Source organism: Campylobacter sputorum subsp. sputorum (assembly GCF_008245005.1).
In the GTDB taxonomy this organism is placed as follows: Bacteria; Campylobacterota; Campylobacteria; order Campylobacterales; family Campylobacteraceae; genus Campylobacter_F; species Campylobacter_F sputorum.
The window spans coordinates 409,248-433,879 of the sequence record NZ_CP043427.1; the positions used below are offsets into that span (position 1 = coordinate 409,248).

A 24,632-nucleotide genomic window follows, 5' to 3' on the forward strand; every position below is an offset into this window, starting at 1 on the left:
ATATTGTTAGTATATTATAATATTTTTACTTAGTTATTTTAATTTTATTTACCTCTTTTAAATATACTTTTTAAATATATTAAAGGGGATTTATGAGAGATATTATAAACAAGCTAAACTCATCAGATGCTTTAGCAGCAGGAGTTCTTTTTCTTGCTACTATTTTAGCTTTAATTTTTGCAAATACGCCAATTTTAAGTGATTTTTATGATTCTTTTGTTCATTTTAAGTTTTCAATTGGCGTTGTTAGAGATGGACATATAGATGAAAATATACATTTTTGGATAAATGATGCTCTTATGGCTATTTTCTTTTTTATGGTTGGATTAGAGCTTAAAAAAGAGATTTTAGAAGGCGCATTAAGTGAGTTTAAAAAAGTTTTAGTTCCTGTGTTTGCAGCCATAGGAGGAGTAATATTTCCAGCGTTGATTTTTATACTCATAAACTTAGGCGATAGTACTGCTATCAAAGGTTGGGCTATACCAATGGCTACTGACATTGCTTTTGCTATTGGAATATTTGCTTTACTATCTAAAAATCTACCAAGTTCGCTTAGGATATTTCTTTTAACACTTGCTATTGTTGATGATCTTTTTGCAATTTTAGTTATTGCTATATTTTATACACATAATATTAATTTTATGTATTTATCATTTGGATTGTTTATATTTTTAATTATGATTTTAATGAATAAAAAGAATGTAGACAATAAAATTTATTATATAGTTTTAGGTATATTTTTGTGGTTTTGTATATTAAATTCAGGTATCCATGCAACTTTAGCTGGGGTATTGATAGCTTTTAGTATTCCTCTTTATTCTAAAAAGAAACAGCCTATAGTTTCTGATATGGAACACGCTCTTAAATTTCCTGTCAATTATATAGTTTTACCACTTTTTGCTTTTGTAAATGCAGGCGTTGTTTTAAGTCAAATTGAGATTAATCAAATCTTTAGCACAGTTCCTATGGGGATCTTTTTTGGTCTTTTTATAGGAAAGCAAATTGGTATATTTTTGTTTACATTTTTGTCTGTAAAATTAGGCTTTGGAAATTTGCCTGATGGTGCAAATTATAAACATATTTATATAGTTGCTATACTTTGCGGTATAGGTTTTACAATGAGCCTTTTTATAAGCAATCTTGCATATGATGAACAAGCTTTAAAACTTTATAGTGGCACAGAAAAACTAGCCATACTGTGTGGTTCATTTTTATCTGGAATAGTTGCTTTCATACTTGGCAAAAGAGCTTAAAGCTCTTTCATGTATGAGTTATCATAACTATAATCTAAGCGTTTTTGTATAGTTTTTACCCAGTTGTTTTCGATAGTATTTAGATTTTTTAGTTTATCAAAAAGCTTTATATTTTCTTTTGGTGCGAAAAATAGTTTATTTAAATCCATTATGCTTAATCTAGTTTTTTCAATTTGCTCAACTTTTACTTCATCTCCAAGCAAACATTCGCCGCTTTTTAAAACCTTATAATACCAGCCACTTAGTCCAGAGCTAAATATAAATTTAGTAAAATTTCTATTTTTGTGTATTTTATAAAGCTTGGCACAAGGTTTTCTTGGCTGGGAAACTTGCAAAATACAAGATCCTATGTAGTGAATATCTCCTATAAAAACACTATTTTCATCAAGATTTTTCATAGTGATATTTTCTCCCATATCACCTATATTTAGCTTTTTCCCTAAAAAATCATTCCAAATTTTATAATTACTAAGAGCGTTTGCAAATACAGCTTTATTAGTCCCGCCATGGTTTTTTGTATCTGAGATACAATCCTTGTTTACGCCATTTATATCTATTGTTATTCTATGTTGATAAATATTTTTTATCAAAGCACTGCTAAATTCTTTTCTATTTTCATCGCTGTATTTTTTTATATTTCCGATTTGTAAAGAATAAACCAAAATTCTCTCCTTTATTTTTCTTTTCTTACAATTCCCATTTCTACGCTTATATATAAATTTTGTTTTATTTTTCCATTAGGATTTGTTTTTAAAATTTCTATCCTGTCTTTAGGAATTCCTGCTTTTATAAGAGCATTTTTGATATTTTGTGCTCTGTTTATCGCAACTTCATCAAAGTATTTTTGCTTTATATCATATGTTGCAATTATAGCATTTGTTGTCTCTTGCAAAGAAGGAAAATTTTTATTTGGAAAGAAGCGAATCCTAAGCTTTTCAAGGGCATCTTTGTATGATAATCCATCTTTCATCATATATCTTGATATATCGGATTCAAATTTATTTTTTTGAAATTCATTTTCGTCTAATTTTTTATTATAAGCCGGAGTTATCGTTATATTTATGCCATCTTTTTGTTCTATTATTTGAGCAAAATTTGGAATTTTTGCTTTTTCTGAGCTTATTAGATTATCATTTCCTGGTTTAAAATCAATCGTATCCATATGCTCACCTTTTATCCCAAGAGTCGATGTTAAAAATTTAAAAGGACTTGTGATTATATCTGTAAAGAGTTGCATTATTGCTTGTAAAACAATGCCGCCATAGCTAAATTTTGGATTTGATAAATCGCCAGTTATAGGCAGACTTACTGTTATTTGATTATTTGAATCTTTTAGTATGGATATTGCGAGTTTGAGTGGTAAATTTACAGCTTGATCACTTTGGACTTTCTTTCCAAGTTCTAGTGCGTCGATATTTATGATATTTTCAGAAAGCATTACAGAATTATTTATATCATATACTAAACTTAGATTAAGTCTTCCGCTATCTATCTCATATCCAACAAACTCGCCACTATATGGAGTGGCATCAGGCAAATTAATATCTTTAAAAGTCATATTTACTTTGGTGTAATCTTTTGGATCAAATGGTTTTGTTCGTATTTCTATGGAACTATATCCACTTGCACCAACGGTTCCTTTTAGGTTGATATGGCTGATTTTATCGTTTCTTATAGATGAAGCTATGCTTTGTAAATTTGAAATTTTAGTTACAAAAGGTGTAAATAATGAATAATCACTAAAATCAAGTGTGCCATTTTCTAGTTTTATTTTGTTTATAGATATCGCAAATTTGCTGTTGTTTTGATCTTCTTTTTTGTCTTGCTTATCATTTTTTGATTCATCTTTTTTGATAATCTTTGATAAATTTACCTGTTTATTTTTATCGATATAAACATTCAAATACGGCTCTTGTAGAGTTATGTCATCTAAATTTAGTGAGTTAGTATTGTATTGAATATTTTTTATGTAAAATTGTTTTATATAAAAAATACCAAAATCTTCTTGATTTAACAAAGAAACATCTTTTAACTCAAGATTTCCTTGTATTTGTGGTGTTTTATCAAATTTAAACTTACTTTTAAAACTCATCTTTGCATCTTGAAGTTTTGCATCCATAAATTCTTTTGCATAAGGCATATAGTATGGCAAATTTCTATGCGATAAGTCTATATTTAAATTTGTTTTAAATGGATTTATAGATACTTCGCCTGATGTTTTTAAAGAGATATCTTTTGAATTAGAGCTTAAAGAAATACCGAAAGGTTTTGCATAATTTGAAGTAAAATTTTTTATTTTTATATCTATATCATCAAATTTATGAACTACATTAAAATCATCCATAATGTTATTTATATTTGCTTTGGAGTTATTTATATTTATCTGGTTTATAGAGTAAGAAAAAGCCTTTTTATGGCTATTTTGCTGTTTTTTATTGTTTTTAGAAGTCTTATTTGTGGATTGCATAGATGGTAAATTTTCTATTACGCTTATTTTTCCGTTTTTATTTATGTCTGTTTTAAAATCAAAAGTATCTAAATTTATAGTATTTATTTTTAAATTCAAATCATTTATATCAAAAATTATATCTTTTAAATTTAGTTTTTCAAATGAAGAAAATTTAGAATTTTTACTATAAGCAGTAGTTTTAGAAAGTTCGTAACTATCAGCATTTATGATTGATGATTGATTGTTAAATGTATAAGTAAGATTGCTAAGATTTGATGATTGATTGTTAAGAAGTTTTTCTTTGTTTATAAAAAATGAAAAATCAGCTGTATTTAATGTGTCATTTTTAAATGTGATATTTTTATCTTTTAGAGTAAAATTTGCATTTGTTAGTGTTGCGTCATTTAAACTGGCTTTCATTTTATCTATGTTAAATTGTGAGTTTTTGATATCAAGTTTTGCTAAATTTGTATCTATGGATAAATTTCCATCCATATTTTGCAACATAAAAGAGATATTCGAGGCATTTAGATCATCGCTAGATAAAGCTAAATCTTTGTTAAAAGATATATTTTTGCTGGCTATCTTTGATGAGTTAATGTCTAAAATTGTATTTTTATCTTTTAGAGCGATATTTAAATTATTTTGTATTAAATTTAGTGCGTCTATATGTCCGATTTTACTATGATTTAAATTTAATAAATTTAAATTTTCAAAATTTATCATAGTTGATACATCGTATGGTTTTATGTTAGAAACTATGTTGATATTTGGTATATTTAGCTCCCCAAGCGATATAGAGTCGTTTTTATCTAAAACCAAAATGTCATTTAATGTTAAATTTGAGTTATCTATCAAAAAATACATTTTATCTTTATCAAAAATAATGTTGTAGTTTATCTGCGTGCTTAGCTTTCCGCTTTTTAGTTTTAATGGCATATTTTCTAAGAAAGATAACCAAACTGGATTAAGCTCAAGATCTTGAACTTTTATATTTCCATGAAATGTAAGCGGTTTTATCTTTATGCCGCTATCTATAGAGATATTTTTTGCTAAATTTGATATGGAATCAAGCGTATGATGACCCATGTTTTCATCTGCCATATTGATATTTGAAATTTTATAGTTTATATCATCTAAGCTGATATTAAAAGGCTTATCTAGGGAGTTATCGCTATAACTAAATTTACCATTTGATATTTCTAGACGATTTAAAATAAAATTAAATGAAGAAGTTTTGCCAACATTTTCATCTTTTTCATCTTTTGGTAAAAAAGCAGCAAAGTTAAAAGTTCCATTTGTGTCTTTTAAAATGTTTATATCCGGGGTATCAAGTTTTATAGTATTTAGATGTATAGTTTTTTTAAAAATTTTTAAGATGTCTATATCAAGGTCTATTTTTTTTGCACTAAAGATTTTTTCAAAAGTGCTTATATAAATTTCGCTTATGTTTAAATCGTATGTAAAAGGGTTAAATTTGGCATCTTTTATATTTAGTTCTATTCCTTGTTTTTTTAAAGATGATGGAATGCTGTTTTTTAAAATATAAGGAATTCCTAAAAATCCAAATAGTGTATAAATGATAAAAATAAAACCAATAAAGCATAAAATAACTATAGAAATTTTTTTATTTTTACTCATATATTAAGCCTTTTTATAAAATTTGTGTATATAATTATAACAAAAAAAGGTAGATGAATGTTAGTTCATATATGCTGTTCTGTTGATAGTCATTATTTTTTAAAAAGATTGAAAAAAGATTATCCAAATGAGAAAATTACAGGTTATTTTTACGATCCAAATATACATCCATATAGTGAGTATTTATTGCGTTTTAAAGATGTAAAACATAGCTGTAAAACTCTTGGAATTAAGCTTATAAAAGGCGAGTATGATTTAAGCTCTTGGCTTGATGGTGCAAAATATATGGCAAATGAGCCTGAAAAAGGCAAAAGATGTGAGTTTTGTTTTGATTTTAGGCTAGAAAATACAGCGCAAAAAGCCTTGGAGCTTGGCGAAAATACAATCACTACAACACTTCTTATGAGTCCTAAAAAATCTCTTATGCAACTTAACACTTCTTTAGAGAAAATTTGTGATAAATTTAAGATTAAATTTATAGCACCAGATTATAGGAAAAATGGTGGAACCAGCGAGCAAATGAGCCTAGCAAAAAGTGATAATTTGTATGCACAAAATTACTGCGGTTGCATTTTTGCTCTAAAAAAACAAAGAGATCAGCAAAATCTTTTTATGAGCGAAATGATAAGTGATATCGGAAATCAAAATCTACCAAATTCCATAGAAGAAAAGTTAAATTTATATAAAAAAGTTCATCGTTTAAAAGATAAAAATATTAAATTTGAAATCATAAAAGATAGATTTTTAAATTATAGATTGCTAAATGCATATGTAAAATTTGATGATAAAGTTGTTGATAGCTACTTTTTATATTTGAGTAAATTTAGAAAAGAAAGTGTTAATTTAAATTTGAAAAATGATAAAAATACTGCATTTTGCAAAGACGAAATCAAATTTATATCATTGAAATTTTTTAATAAAATTTTAAAAACAAATTATAAAAAAGTTAGAGAAATTATTTATAATCCACCAAGTATAAAAAAAGAGTTGATGCTTAGAAAATATATTTGCAAAGAGTATAGTTTAAGCCCAATTATAGTGGTTGATGAGATAAAAAATGCAAAAGTTCAAATATATGCAAAATGCTTACTTTATGAAGACATAAGGCATAAAATAGCAAAATTTAATTAAACTTATTAGCTAAATTTTAGCATTATTTAGTTACAATTCTTAGTTATTTATGTAAGTAAGGAAGCTAATGATAGACATAGTAGAAATCCAGAAAATTTTACCACACAGATATCCGTTTTTGCTTATAGATAGGGTTATAGATATTGTTCCAAACGAGAGCATTGTAGCGATAAAAAATGTAACCATAGGAGAGCAAATTTTTCAAGGGCATTTTCCTTCTCATCCTATATATCCAGGAGTTATGATAATAGAAGGAATGGCACAAGCTGGCGGGGTTTTGGCTTTTAAAAGTATGCCTGATGAAGATTTGTCGGATAAAGTCGTATATTTTATGAGTATAGACAAGGCTAAATTTCGTCGTCCTATAAAACCAGGCGACACTATAGTATATAAATTATCAGCGTTAAAGCATAGAGGTAAAATTTGGATTTTAAAAGGCGAAGCCTTTGTGGATGATATTTTGGTAGCCGAAGCAGAGCTTCAAGCAATGATAATGGATAAGTAGAAAAGATGAATAAAATAGATCCTAGAGCGATAATAGAAGATGGAGCTATACTAGGAGATGATGTTATAGTTGAAGCTAATGCTTTTATAAGCAAAGATTCTAAGATAGGAAATGGTTGTATTATTAAACAGGGTGCAAGAATCATTGGCGATACTACTATTGGAGATGGCGGAAAAGTATTTAGCTATGCTATAGTTGGCGAAATACCCCAAGATATGAGCTTTGAAGTTGGCGAAAAAACAGGACTTATAATAGGCAAAAATGCTACAATTCATGAATTTTGCACAATAAGCTCTGGTTCTCATAAGGGCGATGGTTTTACTAGGATAGGCGATAATGCTTTCATAATGGCTTATTGTCATATAGCACATGATTGCGTTATTGGAAACAACATTATTATGGCAAATAACGCAACTTTAGCAGGTCATGTCGAGATGGGCGATTATGCCGTAATTGGCGGATTGACACCGGTTCATCAGTTTGTAAAAATTGGCGAAAGCTGTATGATAGCAGGAGCTTCGGCGCTTTCTCAAGATATAGTGCCATTTTGTTTGGCTGAGGGTAACAGAGCTTATATAAGAGGCTTAAATTTAGTTGGAATAAGAAGAAGGTTCGATAAAGAACAAGTTGAGATAATCAATCAGGCTTTTAAATTTCTTTTTAAAAGTAGCAATGGTTTAAAAGACCAAGCCAAAGAGCTAAAAGAAAAAACCGATAATAAGCATGTTCTTAAAATGTGCGATTTTATATTAAATACAACAAGAGGAATTCCTCTACAAAAAGGAAAAGATTAATGGCTAGAAAATGTAGCTTTTGCAACAAAGAAGAATCAGCAGATAGAAGACTTCTTACAAGCATAGACGGAAACTCTTTTATTTGCGAATATTGTATAACCGCATCTTATAATATGTTAAATGGAATAAATGGCGAAAATGATCAAAAAAATGAAGATAAAAAAGAAATTTATGATAATCTAACACCAAAAGAGCTAAAGGCTGTGCTAGATGAGTATGTCATAGGTCAAGATAGAGCCAAAGTGATATTTAGCGTTGGTGTTTATAATCACTATAAAAGAATTTTTAAACAATCAAACATAGAAGATGACACTGAAATTTCAAAATCAAACATTTTGCTTTTAGGCTCAACCGGCAGTGGTAAGACATTGATGGCTCAGACTTTAGCTAGATTTTTAGATGTTCCAATAGCAATTTGCGATGCGACTAGCCTAACAGAGGCTGGTTATGTGGGAGAAGATGTTGAAAACATACTTACAAGGCTTCTTCAAGTTGCAAATGGAGATGTAAAAAAAGCAGAGCATGGCATAGTTTTTGTTGATGAGATAGATAAAATTTCAAGAATGAGCGAAAATAGATCAATTACGCGTGATGTTAGCGGAGAGGGCGTTCAACAAGCACTTCTTAAAATAATTGAAGGAAGTGTTGTAAATATTCCACCAAAGGGTGGTAGAAAACATCCAAACCAAGAATTTATACAGATTGATACTACAAATATTTTATTTGTTTGTGCGGGTGCATTTGACGGACTTAGTGATATTATAGAAAAAAGACTTGGTAAAAATGTTTTAGGTTTTGGTCAAGATAAGAGAAGTAAGAGTGAAAAAGAGAAATTATTAAGTTTTGTTGAGCCGGATGATTTGGTTCATTATGGATTGATACCAGAGCTTATAGGAAGACTTCATGTGGTTGCTACGCTAAATGATATTTCACAAGACGATATGGTTAGGATTTTAAAAGAGCCAAAAAATGCCATAGTTAAGCAGTATCAAAAGCTTTTTGCAATAGATGAGGTAAATTTAAAAATAGATGATGAAGCCCTAAAGGCTATAGCTTCTTTGGCACTTAAAAGAAAAACTGGCGCAAGAGGTTTAAGAAGCATAATGGAAGAGATGATGACTGATATTATGTTTGATCTTCCTGAGCTTAAAAACTATGATGTAATCATAACAAAAGAAGTTGTAAACGATGGTGCAAAACCTATTTTTGTAAAACATAATAAATTAACAGCATAAAGGTAAGGAATGATTTTAGATCAATTTATTGGATTTTTTTCTAGTGATATGGGAATCGATTTAGGAACAGCAAATACGCTTGTTTTAGTAAAAGATAAAGGTATAATTATAGATGAGCCATCTGTTGTTGCAGTTCAATTTGAAAAATACGGAAAACAAAAAATTTTAGCAGTAGGTCATGAGGCAAAAGAAATGGTTGGCAAAACCCCTGGAGACATAGAGGCAATTCGTCCTATGAGAGATGGCGTTATAGCTGACTTTGATATGACTGAAAAGATGATTCGTTATTTTATAGAAAAAACGCATAAAAGAAAAAGTTTTTTAAGACCAAGAATTATAATATCTATTCCTTATGGGCTTACTCAGGTTGAGAGAAAAGCTGTTAGAGAAAGCGCACTAAGCGCTGGTGCTAGAGAAGTGTTTTTGATAGAAGAGCCTATGGCTGCTGCCATTGGTGCAGGACTTCCAGTAAGAGAGCCGCAAGGTAGTTTGATAGTTGATATAGGCGGCGGAACAACTGAAATAGGCGTTGTATCGCTTGGTGGTTTAGTTATAAGTAAATCTATAAGAACAGCCGGAGATAAGATAGACTCAAGCATAGTTAACTATGTAAAAGAAAAATACAATCTTTTAATAGGCGAAAGAACTGGCGAAGAGATTAAAATAAAAATAGGCTCAGCCATACAACTCCCAAAAGAGTTATCTATGGGTATAAAAGGTAGAGATCAGATAAGTGGCTTATTAAGTAGAGTTGAGCTAACTAGCGAAGATGTAAGAGAGGCTATGCGTGAGCCATTAAAAGAGATAGCAGATGCCTTAAAAACAGTTCTTGAGATGATGCCACCTGATTTAGCTGGTGATATAGTAGAAAATGGTGTTGTTTTAACGGGCGGTGGAGCACTTATTAGAGGACTTGATAAATATTTAGCAGATATTGTAAAACTTCCTGTATATGTAGCAGATGAACCACTTTTAGCGGTTGCAAAAGGAACTGGGAAAGTTCTTGAAGAGATAAGTCTTTTGCAGCAGCTTATAAATGAAGAATAAATTTAAACTTATATTTTTAATACTAATTTTCATTGCAATATCACTTTATAGAAGTGAAAATGCAAGAGAATTAGTCGTTGATACAAATAATTTTTTTGTAAATATATATTATAATGGTTTAACATATATAAAAAATAGCATAAACAGACACTTTAGACAAGCTAACGAGATAAAAAGCTTGATGGAACAAAACAAAGAACTTGAAAAAGCTGCAAATTTACTCTCTACATTTGCAGATAAATTAAATTCTATTTTAGTGGATAAAAACTCAAGCATTTATGCTCCAGATATCAAGCTAGTTAAAGCTTTGGGGTATGTTTCTATCGGTGATTATAATAAAATTTGGCTAGAGTTTAATGACTATAATGATAGTAAAATTTATGGACTTATTTATCAAGGAAAAACTGCTGGAATAGTTGTTTCAAAAGATAAGTTGCCGATGGGACTTTTGCAATATGATCCAAAAAGTATTTTTTCTGTTTATGTTGGAGCAAATAAAATCCCAGGTGTTGCATCTGGAAATTTTAAAAATATAGTTGTAAATTTTATACCTCAATGGCTTAATCCAAATGTTGGTGATGAGGTATTTACAAGCGGGCTTGATGGTATATTTTTTAGTGGAGTTCCGGTTGGAAAAGTTGAAAAAGTAATAGAGGGAGATTTGTATAAAAGCGTTGTAGTTAAGCCTTATATAGAAATTTCTGTTCCATCATATCTATATGTAGTAAATAAGGAGAATTAATGCCAAAAAGAACAGATATAAAAAATATTTTACTTATAGGTAGCGGACCTATCGTTATAGGTCAAGCTTGTGAATTTGATTATAGCGGAACTCAGGCCGTAAAAACTCTAAAGGAGCTAGGATATAGAGTTGTTCTTATAAACTCAAATCCTGCTACTATTATGACAGATCCGGATTTTGCTGACGCTACATATATAGAGCCAATTACAAAAGAAAGCATTTCTAGGATTATAAAAAAAGAAAATATTGACGCGATTTTGCCTACAATGGGCGGACAAGTTGCGTTAAATGCTGCTATGGAACTTTATGAAAACAATCTTCTTGAAAATGTTAAATTTCTTGGAGCAAATCCAGAAGCTATAAAAAAAGGCGAAGATAGAGTAGCTTTTAAAAAAGCTATGATAAAAATAGGCATGGATTTGCCAAAGAGTAATTACGCATATACATATGAAGAGGCTATAAGCGTAGCAAATGATATCGGTTTCCCGCTTATTATAAGAGCCAGTTATACTCTGGGTGGCGGAGGAAGCGGCGTTGCTTATAATATTGACGAATTTAAAGAGCTCGCAAATGCTGGTCTTGATGCAAGCCCTATACATGAAATTTTAATCGAAGAGAGTTTGCTTGGTTGGAAAGAATACGAAATGGAGGTTATCAGAGATAAAAATGATAATTGTATCATAGTTTGCTCCATAGAAAATTTTGATCCAATGGGTGTTCATACCGGAGATAGTATAACTGTTGCCCCAGCTTTAACTCTAACAGATAAAGAGTATCAAAATATGCGTGATGCAAGTTTTGCAATTTTAAGAGAAATAGGCGTTGATACTGGTGGAAGCAATGTGCAATTTGCTATAAATCCAAAAAATGGCAGAATGACCGTAATTGAAATGAATCCCAGAGTTTCTAGATCATCAGCACTTGCTAGTAAAGCAACTGGATATCCTATAGCTAAAGTTGCTACAATGCTTGCAGTAGGCTTTACTCTTGATGAGATAAAAAACGATATTACCGGAACTGCAGCTAGTTTTGAGCCAGTTATTGATTATATTGTTACTAAGATACCTCGTTTTACATTTGAAAAATTCCCAGGTTCAAATCCTTATCTTGGAACTGCAATGAAGTCAGTTGGTGAAGTTATGGCTATTGGAAGAACTTTTAAAGAGAGTATTCAAAAATCCCTTTGTAGTATGGAAAGAGGATATTTTGGATTTAATCATATAAATTTAAACAAAAATGACCTTATTTATGGTCTTAGAAATGCCCATGAAGAGAGAATTTTGTATGTTGCACAAGCTTATAGAGATGGTTTTGATATAGAAGATGTTTATGAATACACAAAAATAGATAAATGGTTTTTAACTCAAATTTATGAAATAGTTCAATTTGAAAAGTGTATAGATATGGATATCTTAAACAATCCTACTCTTTTAAGAAAAGCAAAAACATATGGCTTTAGTGATAAAATGATAGCTTATCTTATAAATTTAAAAGATGATTTAGAGCTTACTCAAAATGATATTTACTATGTTAGAAGTAACCAAAATATAGATATAGAATATAGTGAAGTTGATACTTGTGCCGGCGAGTTTAAAGCTTTAACACCATATCTATACTCATCAACAAGCATTACTCCAAATTTACCAAAATTAAAAGTGGGTAGCTGTGATAAAAAAGTCCTTATCATTGGTGGTGGGCCAAATAGAATAGGTCAAGGAATAGAGTTTGATTATTGTTGCGTGCATGCAAGTTATGCACTTAAAGATATGGGTATTAAAACCATTATGTATAACTGTAATCCAGAAACAGTTAGTACAGATTATGATACAAGCGATATTTTATATTTTGAGCCAATTGATTTTGAGCATTTAAGAAATGTTATACAAAGAGAAAAACCAGATGGAGTTATAGTTCATTTTGGAGGGCAAACTCCACTTAAATTTTCAAAACGCTTACATGCAATTGGGGCTAAAATCATAGGAACAAGTGCCAGGGTTATAGATATAGCAGAAGATAGAAAGAAATTTAGTGAGTTTATAAAGGATATAGGCGTCAAACAACCAGATAATGATACTGCAACATCTCAAAAAGAGGCTATATTAAAAGCATCTAAGATAGGTTATCCTGTGTTAGTTAGACCAAGCTATGTGCTTGGCGGTAGAGCTATGAGAAGGGTTTATAATGAAGAAGAGTTGCTTACATATATGGATGAAGCTGTAAGTGTAAGTAATCATTCTCCTGTTTTGATAGATAAGTTCTTACAAGATGCACTAGAGCTTGATGTTGATGCGATAAGTGATGGCATTGATGTTTATATCGGTGCGATAATGGAGCATATAGAAGAAGCTGGAATTCATAGTGGCGATAGTGCTAGTATTTTACCGCCAATGAATCTTAGTGATGAGATGATAAATACTATAGAAGAACAAACTAAAAAAATAGCTTTATCATTAGGCGTTGTAGGTCTTATGAATATACAATTTGCCATTTATGAAAACGAACTATATATAATAGAAGTAAATCCTAGAGCTAGTAGAACGGTGCCTTTTGTAAGTAAAGCTACTGGAATTCCTATGGCAAAAGTTGCTTCAAGAGTTATGTGGCAAGGAAATTTAAAAGAGGCGCTTAAATTTTATGATAAATTTGGTGTATTATTTAGCGAAAATGGCATACTAAAACCAAAGATTAAAAATCATACTTGTGTAAAAGAATCTGTTTTTCCATTTAATAAACTTAGCGGAAGTGATCTTATTTTGGGTCCTGAGATGAAAAGTACTGGCGAAGTTATGGGAATTAGCTCAAATTTTCAAAAAAGCTTTATAAAATCTCAAATTGCTGCTGGCAATATTTTGCCTACAAGCGGAAGTGTATTTTTAACACTAACTGATAATGATAAACCAGAAGCTATAAATTTAGCAAAAAAGTTTATAAATTTAGGTTTTAAAATAATAGCAACAAGCGGTACTTATAAATGTTTAAATGATGCTGGTGTTGAGTGTGAATTTGTTTACAAAATAAGTGAAGGTAGGCCAAATATAGAAGATAGGTTGAAAAATGGAGATATCTCTTTGGTTATAAATACAAGCGATTCTAAATCTGTAACAAGCGATGCTGCTAAAATTAGACAATCTGTTTTAAGATTTAAAATACCATATTTTACAACCATGCGTGCCGCAAAAGCTGCTGCTAATTCTATACTTAGTTTGCAAGATGGAAGCGCTTATGAGGTTAAAAGCTTGCAAGAATGGTTAAATAAAAAGATATAAGTTAGTATTTTATTTATAATTTATATAGACTTTTTTAAAAAAAAGTGTTAAAATAACATCTAGCTTTTTAATTCAAAAAGAGAAAGGAAAGATTTATGAAGAAAATTGCTATTGCATTAACTGTTGCTACAGCTTTATTTGCTAGTGACGCAGATTATCATTGGGAATTTACCCCAACAGTAGGCGGAGTTTTAAGTGAAGGTAATATAGGTACACAAAACCACTTTACTTATGGTTTAAGAATTGCTAAAAACCTTGAAGATGCTTGGATTAATCAAATTGAAATAGGTTTAGATCGCTCATCAGATGTTAGTGTTAAAAATGCTGGCGATACTGATGTTATGAGATATTTTGTTAATGTTGTTAAAGATATTTACAGCTTTAGTGATAATTTCAAAGTTTATGGTTTACTTGGTGCTGGATATGAAGATTATAGAACAGAATTTGGTGGTGGCGAATTTGCTGATATAGATGATGGTGGATTTGGTCAATACGGTTTAGGTCTTAAATATTTCATAACAGATAATTTTGCACTAAAAACAGAAGTAAGAGATGCTATAACATTTGAGCATGCAAATCACAATATGTTCTATACACTAGGTTTTGCTGCTAACTTTGGCGAAAGAGCTCCTAAAGCAGCTCCAGCAGCTGTAGTAGCTCCAGCTCCAGTTGTAGAGCCAACTCCGGTATTAGATGATGATAATGATGGTGTTCCAAATGATGTTGATAGATGCCCTGGTACTCCAGCAGGTGTAGTTGTTGATGAATATGGTTGCGAAAAAGTTATTCGTCTTACTATGGATATAAACTTTGCATTTGATAGCTCAAAAATAACTCCTGCTTATATGGAAAAAATCAAAGAAGTAGCTAATACATTAAATGATAAGCCTGATTATAAAGTTATTCTTGAAGGACATACTGATAGTACAGGTGCTGCTGAGTATAACATGAAGTTATCACAAAGAAGAGCTGATGCGGTTGCTAAAGCTTTGGTTGATCTTGGCATCGACAAGAACAGAATTTCTACAGAAGCTTATGGCGAGACAAAACCAATTGCAGATAACGCAACAAAAGCAGGTCGTGCTCAAAATAGACGCACTGATGCTAAATTCAGATTTATACAAACAAAATAATTAACTTATTTTTCGTGTAGCACATTTGTGCTACACACTACTTTTTATATGAATAATAAAATTATACTTTTTGATATGGATGGAACTTTAATAGATTCCATAGGTGCTATACATGATGGTTTTACAAAAGCTTTTAAAGACAACGGAGATTTGTTAAAACTTGACTATGTGCATTTAAATTCATTAATAGGATATCCTCTTGATATAATGTTTGAAAGATTAGGTGCTCCAATAAATGAAATTCATAAATATATACATTCATACAAAGAAGAGTATAAAAATATTTATTTAGAAAAAACTTCTCTTATAGATAGTGCAAGACAAGCTGTAGAACTTGCTAGTTCATTTGCAAAACTAGGTATTGTTACTACAAAAACTTCACTATATTCTAAAATATTACTTAAACATCTTGAGATTGATAAATATTTTGATGTAGTCATTGGCAGAGATGATGTTATTAACCCAAAGCCTGATTCAGAACCTATACTAAAGGCAATCAACGCTATAAATTTAAAAACAAATAAAGTGTATATGATAGGCGATACTATCCTTGATGCAAAAGCTGCAAAAGCTGCAAATGTAATTTCTATAGGTCTTACATGTGGTTATGGTAGCAAAGATGAGCTTTATAAATATTGTGATTACTGTTATGATTTGCCAATTGATGCTGTTTTATTTACAAAAGAAGACTAACTTATTTTTAGTATTATAATAATTTTTTAGTATAATTTTTAAATATTGTGTTTTTTTAATAATTTTTTAGTATAATCAAGCTAATTATTATTGATTTATAATTAATTTATTAAGGAGTCACATAATGAGTAAAATTATGAAAACTATGGATGGAAACGAAGCTGCTGCTTATGTTTCTTATGCGTTTACAGAAGTTGCTGGAATTTATCCGATAACTCCAAGTTCTCCAATGGCTGATCATGTTGATATGTGGGCAGCTCAAGGCAAAAAAAATCTTTTTGGTATGCCAGTTAAAGTTATAGAGATGCAAAGCGAAGCAGGGGCTGCAGGAAGTGTTCATGGAAGTTTGCAAGTTGGTGCATTAACAACAACTTATACTGCTTCACAAGGATTGCTTCTTAAAATACCAAATATGTATAAAATAGCAGGACAACTCTTACCTGGTGTTATACATGTTGCAGCTAGATCTTTAGCGTCTCAAGCTTTATCTATTTTTGGAGATCACCAAGATATTTATGCATGTAGACAAACTGGTTTTGCTATGCTTGCAAGTGATAGCGTTCAAGAGGTTATGGATATAGGTGGTGTTGCCCACTTAGCTGCTATAAAAGGAAAAGTTCCATTTTTGCATTTCTTTGATGGATTTAGAACAAGCCACGAGATACAAAAAGTAGAAGTTATGGATTATGCAGAGTTTGATAAACTTCTTGATTATGAGGCTATAAAAGAATTTAGACATAACTCATTAAATCCAGAGCATCCAAAAACAAGAGGAACAGCTCAAAATGATGATATCTATTTCCAAACAAGAGAGCTTCCAAATAGATATTATGACGCACTTCCAGACATTGTTGCTGAATATTTAAAAGAAATTTCAAAAATTACCGGTAGAGATTATAAACCATTTAATTATTATGGTCATCCAGAAGCTGAACACATAATAGTTGCAATGGGATCTGTAAATCAAGCTATAGAAGAAGTTGTAGATTATCTTATGGAAAAAGGTGAAAAAGTTGGTCTTATCAAAGTTCATTTATATAGACCATTTAGCGTAAAATATCTATTTGATGTTATGCCAAAAAGCGTTAAAAAAATATCTGTTTTAGATAGAACAAAAGAACCGGGAAGTTTGGGAGAGCCATTATATTTAGATATAAAAGCTGCATTTTATGGCAAAGAAAACGCTCCTTTGATAATAGGAGGAAGATACGGACTTAGCTCAAAAGATGTTGATCCTGCACAAATAATCGCAGTTTATGAAAATTTAAAATCAAACAATCCTAAAAATGGCTTTACAGTTGGTATAAATGATGATGTTACTCATCTTTCTTTAGAGGTTGGAGCTAAAATTTCACTTGGAGATCAGGAAGCAAAAGAGTGTTTATTTTATGGACTTGGTGCTGATGGAACAGTTGGTGCAAATAAAAACTCTATTAAAATTATTGGCGATAATACAGATCTTTATGCTCAAGCATATTTTGCATATGATAGTAAAAAATCAGGTGGTTATACAAGAAGTCACTTAAGATTTGGTAAAAAACCTATTCGTTCAACTTACCTTGTTTCAAATCCTCATTTTGTTGCATGTTCTGTTGCCGCGTATCTTGAAATTTACGACGTTATTGATGGTATAAGAGAAAATGGAACATTTTTACTTAACTCTATTTGGGATGAGAAAGAAACAGTTGAAAAAATTCCTAACAAAGTTAAGAAAATTTTAGCTCAAAGAAATGTTAATTTTTATATACTAAATGCTACAAAATTAGCTCATGATATAGGTCTTGGAAACCGCACAAATACAATTATGCAATCAGCGTTTTTTAAACTTACAGATATTATACCTTTTGAAGATGCTCAAAGATTGATGAAAGAATTTGCTAAGAAAACCTATGGCAAAAAAGGTGATAAGATAGTAGAAATGAACTATAAAGCCATAGAAAACGGTGCTGACAAATTAATAAAAGTTACAGTTGATCCAGCTTGGGCAAATTTAGATGACAAGCAAGTTGCACAAACAGATAAGTATATAGGAAGTGATTTTGTAGAAAATATAGTTAAGCCTATGAACGCTGCCAGAGGCGATAGCTTACCAGTTTCTGCATTTTTAGGACACGAAGATGGAAGCTTTGAAGCTGGAACAACACAGTATGAAAAACGCGGTGTTGGTGTAATGGTTCCAAAATGGATAGAAGAAAATTGTATTCAATGTAATCAATGTGTGTTTGTTTGCCCACACGCTGTTATAAGAGCATTTTTGGTTGATGATAAAGAGATGGCATCTGCTCCTAACGGCGTAAAAGAGCATGCAATAGATGCAAAAGGTAAAGATATCAAAGATTATAAATACAAAATTCAAGTTAGCCCACTTGATTGTACTGGTTGTGAACTTTGTGCTCAAAATTGTCCAAGTAAAGAAAAATCACTTGTTATGGTTCCTCTTGAAGATCAAATAGAAAAAGGCGAACAAGAAAATGCTGATTATCTATTTAAAAATGTAACTTATAAAGATGATTTAACAGGCAAAGAAAATGTAAAAGGTGTTGGATTTGCAGAGCCATATTTTGAATTTCATGGTGCATGTCCAGGGTGTGGAGAAACTCCTTATATAACACTAGTAACAAGATTATTTGGCGATAGAATGATAGTTGCAAATGCGACTGGATGTAGTTCAATATATGGCGGTTCTGCTCCATCTATGCCTTATCGCAAAAATAAAGATGGAAATGGTGTTGCTTGGGGTAACTCTTTGTTTGAGGATAATGCAGAGTTTGGTTTAGGTATGAAAATAGCAACTGAGACTATACGCCATAGAATAGAAAATATTATGCTAGATACAATAGATAAAGCACCAAATTCTCTAAGTGCTCTTTATAAAGATTGGATAGAAAACAAACAATCTTCTTCAAAATCTCTTGAAGTACGAGATAGATTAATTCCTATTTTAGAGCAAAATAAAAATATACAAGGCGTTGAAGAACTTTTAGAGCTTAAACACTATCTTGCTAAAAAATCTCAATGGATATTTGGTGGAGATGGTTGGGCTTATGATATTGGATATGGTGGACTTGACCATGTTTTAGCAAGTGGAGAAAATGTAAATATTTTGGTTTTAGATACCGAAGTTTATTCAAATACTGGCGGTCAAAGCTCAAAATCATCAAGATCTGGATCTATTGCACAATTTACATCTAGCGGAAAAGCGGTTCAGAAAAAAGATCTTGGTCAAATCGCTATGACCTATGGCAATATTTTTGTTGCTCAAATAAACTCAAATGCTTCACAAGCTCAAACTATAAAAGCTATCATAGAAGCCGAAGATTATGATGGACCAAGTCTGATTATATGCTATTCTCCTTGTATAGCTCATGGTATAAAAGGTGGTTTGAGCCATAGCGGAAATCAAGCTGAACTTGCTACAAAATGTGGTTATTGGCCTACTTACACTTTTGATCCAAGATTAGCAAAAGAAGGAAAAAATCCTTTAAAACTATCAGCAAAAGAACCTGAGTGGGATTCATATAAAAATTTCTTATTATCAGAGGTAAGATATAACGCACTTAGCAAGTTAAATCCGGAACATGCTGAAGAACTTCTAGAAAAAAATCTTCAAGATGCAAAGAGAAGATATAGACAACTAAAACGTTTATCTGAAGCAGATTTTAGCAACGAAATTTAATAAGTTTAAGAGAGCTTTTGCTCTCTTAAAAATAAAAACATTCTTTTTAATAGCTTTTAAAAATTACAAAATCATTACGAAATTATATAATTTACTATTTTTATATATAAATTTATTGACAACAAGGAGGGGATAGGGTATAATCTTGTGACTATTTTATATTAAGGGATTAAAAATGAAATCAATAAAAGCAAAAACTATACTTATTGCAACAATAATACTTGGACAACTTATACTTTGCTTTATTTTAACAGAATATATGCTATCTCAAAATCAACATAAATTTTTGCATTTGAATTCTGCTTCAAAACAAAAAGATTTGATTCAAAATTCCTATTCAGAAGGATTGCAAATAGAACAAGCACTTAGAAATATTTACATAGATTTTAAGGATGAAAAAGCACTTCAAAATTTAGAAAAAGCACTTCAAAATTTAATCAAACTTAACCAAGATATTAAGATAGAAAATAACTTTGAGGTTGAATATAAACAATTTGTAGATGATGTATCAAAGCTTTTAGAAAAAAGAAAGTTAAATAGTCCAATAGAAATAAATGATATCAAATCAAATACAAAATTATGGAGAGATTATAAAGATAAATTAGGTAATCTTGTTAAAGATTTAAATAAAAAAAGCGAAATACAAAAGGTTGAATTTACCAAAAATCAACACAATATATCTTTTTATATAGGAATATGCTTATCTTTTATTTTTATAGTAACAGCTATTTTACTATATATATCAGAAAGATATTTGGAAAAAACTATAAATACCATCCAATCAGGTCTAAACAATGTATTTAAATTTATCAATCACGAAACAAAAGATGCTAATACAATAAATGTAAAAACTAAAGATGAATTTGGAGCTATGGCAAAAGCTATTAATGAAAACATAGAAAAAACTAAAAAGAATTTATCTGATGAAGAGATATTTATCAAGCAAGCTGATACATTTGTAGATAAGATAAAAGAAGGAGACTTCTTAGCATCATTTGAAGCAAATAGTAGTAATCCTGCTTTAAATGAACTAAAAAATACATTTAAAGAACTTCAAGTTGTATTAAAAGAAAGAATTGCTTCAAATGCACATGATTTATTAGATTTATTAAACTCTTATGCAAATAAAGATTTCACAGCTAAATTAAATGATAATGGAATTATGTCTAAGAATGTTAATAATCTAGGCAATGAAATATCAAATATGCTTAAACAAAATCTATCTCAAGCAGAAAGCTTACAACAAAAATCAGATCTATTATCTAAAGCAGTAGATCAAATAACAGCTTCAGCTAAAAAACAAGCTAGTTCACTTGAAGAAAGTGCAGCTGCTGTTGAAGAGATGAGTAGTTCAATGAACTCAATTAATCAAAAAACAACAGAAGTTATAGCTCAAAGTGAAGAGATTAAAAATGTTATAACTATTATAAAAGATATATCAGAGCAAACTAACCTTCTAGCACTTAATGCTGCTATAGAAGCAGCAAGAGCTGGAGAAGCAGGAAGAGGATTTGCTGTTGTTGCTGATGAAGTTAGAAAACTAGCAGAAAAAACTGGTAAGTCATTAACTGAAATAGAAGCTAATGTAAATGTTTTAACTCAATCAATAAATGAGATGAGTGAAAGTATTAGAGAACAAACTGAAGCAATATCTATGATAAATAACTCTGTAGCTGATGTAGATGCTTTAACAAAAGAAAATGTTAATATTGCTAATAATACATTTACTATCACAAAAGAACTTGATACTATGTCTAAAGATATAGTTGATAGTGTAAGGAAGAATAAGTTTTAATTATAAATTTAGATGTTAGAGAAAACTCTAACATCTAAGTGTTTATACTAAATTTAAATCACTAAAAGCTTTTTTTAATTTCTTATACAATTTTTCAAAATCAACTCCAGCTACTCTAGTTTCACTTATGGTTGTGATAAATATGACATATAGAATTTTAGAATTTGAAATTTGGAAATAAACTGCATTTTAAATACTTTGTTTTTGTTTATCAGTAATTAATGCTTTTGGTAGTATAATTTACATTCATAAATTTATTAAAAGGTTATATATGAATATAAAAAATTTTATGTTTGCGGCTATATGCTCTGCTATGCTGTTTGGTTGCTCTTTGAGTAGTCAAAATGTTGAAAAAAGTGCGGGTCAAATTTATGGCTCTTATACTGCAACACTACCTTGCGCTAGTTGTAGTGGAATAGAGCAAAATTTAACATTAAAAAATGATAATACTTATGTTTTACAAAGTAATTATTTGGGTGAAAAAGATGGAAAATTTACAGATAAAGGAACTTATAGTATAGAAAATGACATTATTACCACAACCAATGAATTTAAAGAAAAAAATTACTACAAAATTGATGGACAAAATTTAAGAATGTTGGATTCTGATAAAAAATTAACAACAGGACCTCTTGAAAAATTCTATATATTTAAACCATATAGGAAATAATAAATTTTATAAATATTTTTTATGAAAAAATATTTGGCTCTTTTAAGAACACACAGAAATTTTAGACTTCTGTGTGCTGTTCAGATTGTGTGTTATTTTGGTGCCTGGTTTTCTCACACAGGCATCTTTACTATGCTTATAAATTTAAATGCTCCTATTTGGGCTATTTCGTTATGTGCTGCTATGGCATATATACCATGTGTTATCTTAGCCCCATTTAGCGGTATTTTAGTTGATAAATTTAGTCCAAAACCTATGCTTGTTACTATGATGATTATAGAAACTATCACTATAATTATGTTGCTTTTTATAGATTCTCTTGATATGCTTTGGTTGCTTCTTGTAATTATATTTGTTAGAATGGGTGTTGGCGGAATATATTTTCAAGTAGAAATGAGCATACTTCCTAAAATTTTAAAAAATCAGACATTAAAATTAGCAAACGAAATTCACTCTATTATATGGGCAGGTTGTTATACAGCCGGTATGGCTGGTGCTGGTGTTTACATATATTTTTTTGGTGTAAAAAGTGCTTTTATGCTTGATATTGTTTTATACATAATAAGTTTTTATTTTTTGTATAAACTTGTCTTGCCTAGTGTAGATACAACAGTTATAAAGCCAGTATTTATAATGTTTAAAAATGGCATTATTTATATAAAAAATAACAAACTCATTATGCATCTTATACTACTTCATAGTTTTGTTGGTATTACTTCATACGAAGCTCTTATAGCTTTGCTTGCTGATTATGAGTATGCACATATCCTATCAATACCGCTTATAATAGGATTTATGAATGCCATAAGAGCATTATCTTTGATAATGGGTCCAACATTGCTAAGCAAATTTACAAACAATAAAACAATCATGTATATGTATTTTGGTCAAGGAATTGGGATAATTATATGGGCTTTTTTGCAGTTTAATTTTTATCTAGGCTTTATTGGATTACTGACTGCTGGATTTTTTACATCTACTCTTTGGAGTTATACTTATACTCTTGTTCAAAGAAATTGCGATGAGCAATTTTATGGTAGAGTAATAGCTTATAATGATATGGTAATTTTGTTAGTAAGTGCTATGTTTTCGATGTTTGTTGGATTTATGTTTAAAGCTTCATTTAGTTTGCAAACTATAACTATAATAATGGGAAGCATATTTTTTATAGGTGGAATTTATTATTATTTGGTAAATAAATTTTATACTATAAAATAAATTTATATTTTTTTATAGTAAGAAACTCCGCTTTCATATACTTTTTGATAAATTTCTGTATCTGGTATGAGATCTGCATGACCTGCATAAAGTCTTCCATTTTGATTAAGTAATTTATGTAGAATTTTAACGCATTTTAGTTTGAATTCATCATCGAAATATATCATCATATTTCTTGAAAGAATAATGTCAAAAGTTCCTATTTTTAGCATCTCATCATCAAATATATTTACTATTTTAAATTCATATTTGGGCAAAATATTTTTTTTGATTTCAAACATGCCGTTTTTATTTATGAAAAATTTATTTTTTTGTTCACTGTTTAATCTGTGTAGGTGCCTTTCGTTGTATCTTCCTTCTATACACTCATTTATCGCCTCTGAGTTTATATCTATCCCAAGTAAGCTAACATTTCTAAGATTATTTTCAACAGCTAACATACATAAAGAATAAACTTCATCGCCGCTTGAACATGGTGCACAAAGTATTTTAGGATTATTAAGTGTTTTTGCGTAGTTTATAACTTCTTTTAGCTGCGGTAATTCTCTATAAAAATATGTTTCATTTACCGTTATGAGATTTAATATATCTTGTTTTAAATTTGAATCTGTCTTCATCAAATCTATAATCTTATCAAAACTAGGTATTTGTCTATTTTTAGCAAAAATTTCAAGTCTTTCAAATATGGTATTATATTTTGGTTTTAAATCAGCGCCGCATATATCTTGAATAATGCTTATAAATTTATCAAAATTCCTAGTATCTATGATTAAATCTTTCTTATTTGTTTCTTGTAAATTTGATTCTTCTTTTTTCTTTCTTCTAAAAAACATATAAAAACCTTTCTAATTCTTTTCTTATATCATTTAAGTTCATAGTTTTTAAGTTTGGATTAATTTCTTTGGCTCTTTTTGGCATACCAAAAATAATCGCACTTTCTTCATTTTCTGCTATACATTTTGCTCTATTTTCATAAAGTTTTAAAAGACCACTTGCTCCATCATCGCCAATTCCTGTAAGAAGTATCGCCATAATTTCTATATTTTCGCATAAATTTGCAGCAGAGGAAAAAAGCATATCTACATTTGGAGAGTATGGTGCTTTAATGTCACTATGAACAGAAGCTATCAAATCTTTTGATATTTGGGTGTTATGTTTGCATATATAAAATTTATTTTCCAGCTTTATTTTATTTTCTATACATTCTACATTTATATGACACTCTTTTGCTAGTTGATTGCAAAAAGATGGTATAAACATACTATCCATATGTTGGGCTATAACTATTATGTTACTATTTATCTTTATGTCGCATAAAAGTTTTTTTAAATGCCCTGGACCGCCTGTTGAAGCACCTATTAAAACAAGTTTATTTCTAAGCATA

General features: G+C 29.9%; 17 protein-coding genes and 1 pseudogene. 14 read left to right on the top strand and 4 right to left on the bottom strand.

Going from position 1 to position 24,632, the window contains the following annotated elements:
• The first annotated feature begins 92 nt into the window (after positions 1-92).
• A complete protein-coding gene (gene nhaA / locus CSPT_RS02040; protein ID WP_089182073.1) occupies positions 93-1,253 on the top strand; it encodes a Na+/H+ antiporter NhaA in 1,161 nt (386 codons plus the stop codon).
• Here nhaA and CSPT_RS02045 read toward each other — a convergent pair.
• Positions 1,250-1,918, bottom strand: a complete 669-nt coding sequence (locus CSPT_RS02045; protein WP_089182074.1) for an MOSC domain-containing protein — start codon at positions 1,916-1,918, stop codon at positions 1,250-1,252. The genes nhaA and CSPT_RS02045 overlap by 4 nt on opposite strands.
• An 8-nt stretch (positions 1,919-1,926) precedes the next feature.
• Entirely contained in the window at positions 1,927-5,343 is a 3,417-nt protein-coding gene (locus CSPT_RS02050) for a DUF748 domain-containing protein (protein ID WP_089182075.1), read from the bottom strand.
• Between the two features lie 57 nt (positions 5,344-5,400).
• On the opposite strand from CSPT_RS02050, the gene CSPT_RS02055 reads away from it, so the two are divergent.
• The 13 genes and pseudogenes from CSPT_RS02055 to CSPT_RS02115 all read left to right on the top strand — a co-directional run bounded on the left by CSPT_RS02055 (position 5,401) and on the right by CSPT_RS02115 (position 23,248).
• On the top strand, positions 5,401-6,474 hold the full coding sequence (locus CSPT_RS02055) for an epoxyqueuosine reductase QueH (protein ID WP_089182076.1): 1,074 nt from the start codon (positions 5,401-5,403) through the stop codon (positions 6,472-6,474).
• A 67-nt stretch (positions 6,475-6,541) separates the two neighbouring features.
• The gene (gene fabZ / locus CSPT_RS02060; protein WP_089182077.1) at positions 6,542-6,979 is read left to right on the top strand and encodes a 3-hydroxyacyl-ACP dehydratase FabZ; all 438 of its coding nucleotides are present in this window, start codon (positions 6,542-6,544) and stop codon (positions 6,977-6,979) included.
• Between the two features lie 5 nt (positions 6,980-6,984).
• Positions 6,985-7,773 carry an acyl-ACP--UDP-N-acetylglucosamine O-acyltransferase gene (gene lpxA / locus CSPT_RS02065; RefSeq protein ID WP_089182078.1) on the top strand — a complete coding sequence of 263 codons (789 nt, stop codon included), beginning with the start codon at positions 6,985-6,987 and terminating at the stop codon, positions 7,771-7,773.
• Positions 7,773-9,008, top strand: coding sequence for an ATP-dependent Clp protease ATP-binding subunit ClpX (clpX, locus tag CSPT_RS02070; protein WP_089182079.1), 1,236 nt, complete (start codon positions 7,773-7,775; stop codon positions 9,006-9,008). Before lpxA ends, clpX begins: the two co-directional genes overlap by 1 nt.
• Positions 9,009-9,017: 9 nt before the next feature.
• Positions 9,018-10,055: a rod shape-determining protein gene (locus CSPT_RS02075; protein ID WP_089182080.1), complete on the top strand. Its 1,038-nt coding sequence runs from the start codon at positions 9,018-9,020 to the stop codon at positions 10,053-10,055.
• Complete coding sequence (mreC, locus tag CSPT_RS02080; protein WP_089182081.1) at positions 10,045-10,797, top strand: rod shape-determining protein MreC; 753 nt, start codon at positions 10,045-10,047, stop codon at positions 10,795-10,797. The genes CSPT_RS02075 and mreC overlap by 11 nt, the downstream gene beginning before the upstream one ends.
• Positions 10,797-14,063 carry a carbamoyl-phosphate synthase large subunit gene (gene carB, locus CSPT_RS02085; RefSeq protein ID WP_089182082.1) on the top strand — a complete coding sequence of 1,089 codons (3,267 nt, stop codon included), beginning with the start codon at positions 10,797-10,799 and terminating at the stop codon, positions 14,061-14,063. Before mreC ends, carB begins: the two co-directional genes overlap by 1 nt.
• A 95-nt stretch (positions 14,064-14,158) precedes the next feature.
• A complete protein-coding gene (locus tag CSPT_RS02090) occupies positions 14,159-15,196 on the top strand; it encodes an OmpA family protein (RefSeq protein WP_089182083.1) in 1,038 nt (345 codons plus the stop codon).
• Positions 15,197-15,244: 48 nt separating this feature from the next.
• Positions 15,245-15,889 carry an HAD family hydrolase gene (locus CSPT_RS02095; protein WP_089183294.1) on the top strand — a complete coding sequence of 215 codons (645 nt, stop codon included), beginning with the start codon at positions 15,245-15,247 and terminating at the stop codon, positions 15,887-15,889.
• Positions 15,890-16,013: 124 nt separating this feature from the next.
• Positions 16,014-19,565: a pyruvate:ferredoxin (flavodoxin) oxidoreductase gene (nifJ, locus tag CSPT_RS02100; protein ID WP_089182084.1), complete on the top strand. Its 3,552-nt coding sequence runs from the start codon at positions 16,014-16,016 to the stop codon at positions 19,563-19,565.
• Positions 19,566-20,958: 1,393 nt separating this feature from the next.
• Positions 20,959-21,360 (top strand): annotated as a pseudogene (locus CSPT_RS09450) (methyl-accepting chemotaxis protein); the annotation flags it as partial.
• A gap of 271 nt (positions 21,361-21,631) precedes the next feature.
• Positions 21,632-22,030, top strand: a complete 399-nt coding sequence (locus tag CSPT_RS02110) for a copper resistance protein NlpE (RefSeq protein WP_089182086.1) — start codon at positions 21,632-21,634, stop codon at positions 22,028-22,030.
• A 21-nt stretch (positions 22,031-22,051) separates the two neighbouring features.
• On the top strand, positions 22,052-23,248 hold the full coding sequence (locus tag CSPT_RS02115; protein ID WP_089182087.1) for an MFS transporter: 1,197 nt from the start codon (positions 22,052-22,054) through the stop codon (positions 23,246-23,248).
• 2 nt (positions 23,249-23,250) lie between these two features.
• On the opposite strand, the gene CSPT_RS02120 is transcribed toward CSPT_RS02115, so the two are convergent.
• Positions 23,251-24,081: a CheR family methyltransferase gene (locus CSPT_RS02120; protein ID WP_089182088.1), complete on the bottom strand. Its 831-nt coding sequence runs from the start codon at positions 24,079-24,081 to the stop codon at positions 23,251-23,253.
• The gene (locus CSPT_RS02125; RefSeq protein WP_089182089.1) at positions 24,071-24,631 is read right to left on the bottom strand and encodes a CheB methylesterase domain-containing protein; all 561 of its coding nucleotides are present in this window, start codon (positions 24,629-24,631) and stop codon (positions 24,071-24,073) included. The genes CSPT_RS02120 and CSPT_RS02125 overlap by 11 nt, the downstream gene beginning before the upstream one ends.
• Between the last annotated feature and the right edge of the window lies 1 nt (position 24,632).

Excerpts from the sequence above, each read along its gene's own strand:
- nhaA (WP_089182073.1), top strand. The coding sequence starts at position 93 with ATGAGAGATATTATAAACAAGCTAAACTCATCAGATGCTTTAGCAGCA.
- CSPT_RS02050 (WP_089182075.1), bottom strand. The coding sequence starts at position 5,343 with ATGAGTAAAAATAAAAAAATTTCTATAGTTATTTTATGCTTTATTGGT.
- CSPT_RS02055 (WP_089182076.1), top strand. The coding sequence starts at position 5,401 with ATGTTAGTTCATATATGCTGTTCTGTTGATAGTCATTATTTTTTAAAA.
- fabZ (WP_089182077.1), top strand. The coding sequence starts at position 6,542 with ATGATAGACATAGTAGAAATCCAGAAAATTTTACCACACAGATATCCG.
- lpxA (WP_089182078.1), top strand. The coding sequence starts at position 6,985 with ATGAATAAAATAGATCCTAGAGCGATAATAGAAGATGGAGCTATACTA.
- clpX (WP_089182079.1), top strand. The coding sequence starts at position 7,773 with ATGGCTAGAAAATGTAGCTTTTGCAACAAAGAAGAATCAGCAGATAGA.
- CSPT_RS02075 (WP_089182080.1), top strand. The coding sequence starts at position 9,018 with ATGATTTTAGATCAATTTATTGGATTTTTTTCTAGTGATATGGGAATC.
- mreC (WP_089182081.1), top strand. The coding sequence starts at position 10,045 with ATGAAGAATAAATTTAAACTTATATTTTTAATACTAATTTTCATTGCA.
- carB (WP_089182082.1), top strand. The coding sequence starts at position 10,797 with ATGCCAAAAAGAACAGATATAAAAAATATTTTACTTATAGGTAGCGGA.
- CSPT_RS02090 (WP_089182083.1), top strand. The coding sequence starts at position 14,159 with ATGAAGAAAATTGCTATTGCATTAACTGTTGCTACAGCTTTATTTGCT.
- CSPT_RS02095 (WP_089183294.1), top strand. The coding sequence starts at position 15,245 with ATGAATAATAAAATTATACTTTTTGATATGGATGGAACTTTAATAGAT.
- nifJ (WP_089182084.1), top strand. The coding sequence starts at position 16,014 with ATGAGTAAAATTATGAAAACTATGGATGGAAACGAAGCTGCTGCTTAT.
- CSPT_RS02110 (WP_089182086.1), top strand. The coding sequence starts at position 21,632 with ATGAATATAAAAAATTTTATGTTTGCGGCTATATGCTCTGCTATGCTG.
- CSPT_RS02115 (WP_089182087.1), top strand. The coding sequence starts at position 22,052 with ATGAAAAAATATTTGGCTCTTTTAAGAACACACAGAAATTTTAGACTT.
- CSPT_RS02120 (WP_089182088.1), bottom strand. The coding sequence starts at position 24,081 with ATGTTTTTTAGAAGAAAGAAAAAAGAAGAATCAAATTTACAAGAAACA.
- CSPT_RS02125 (WP_089182089.1), bottom strand. The coding sequence starts at position 24,631 with ATGCTTAGAAATAAACTTGTTTTAATAGGTGCTTCAACAGGCGGTCCA.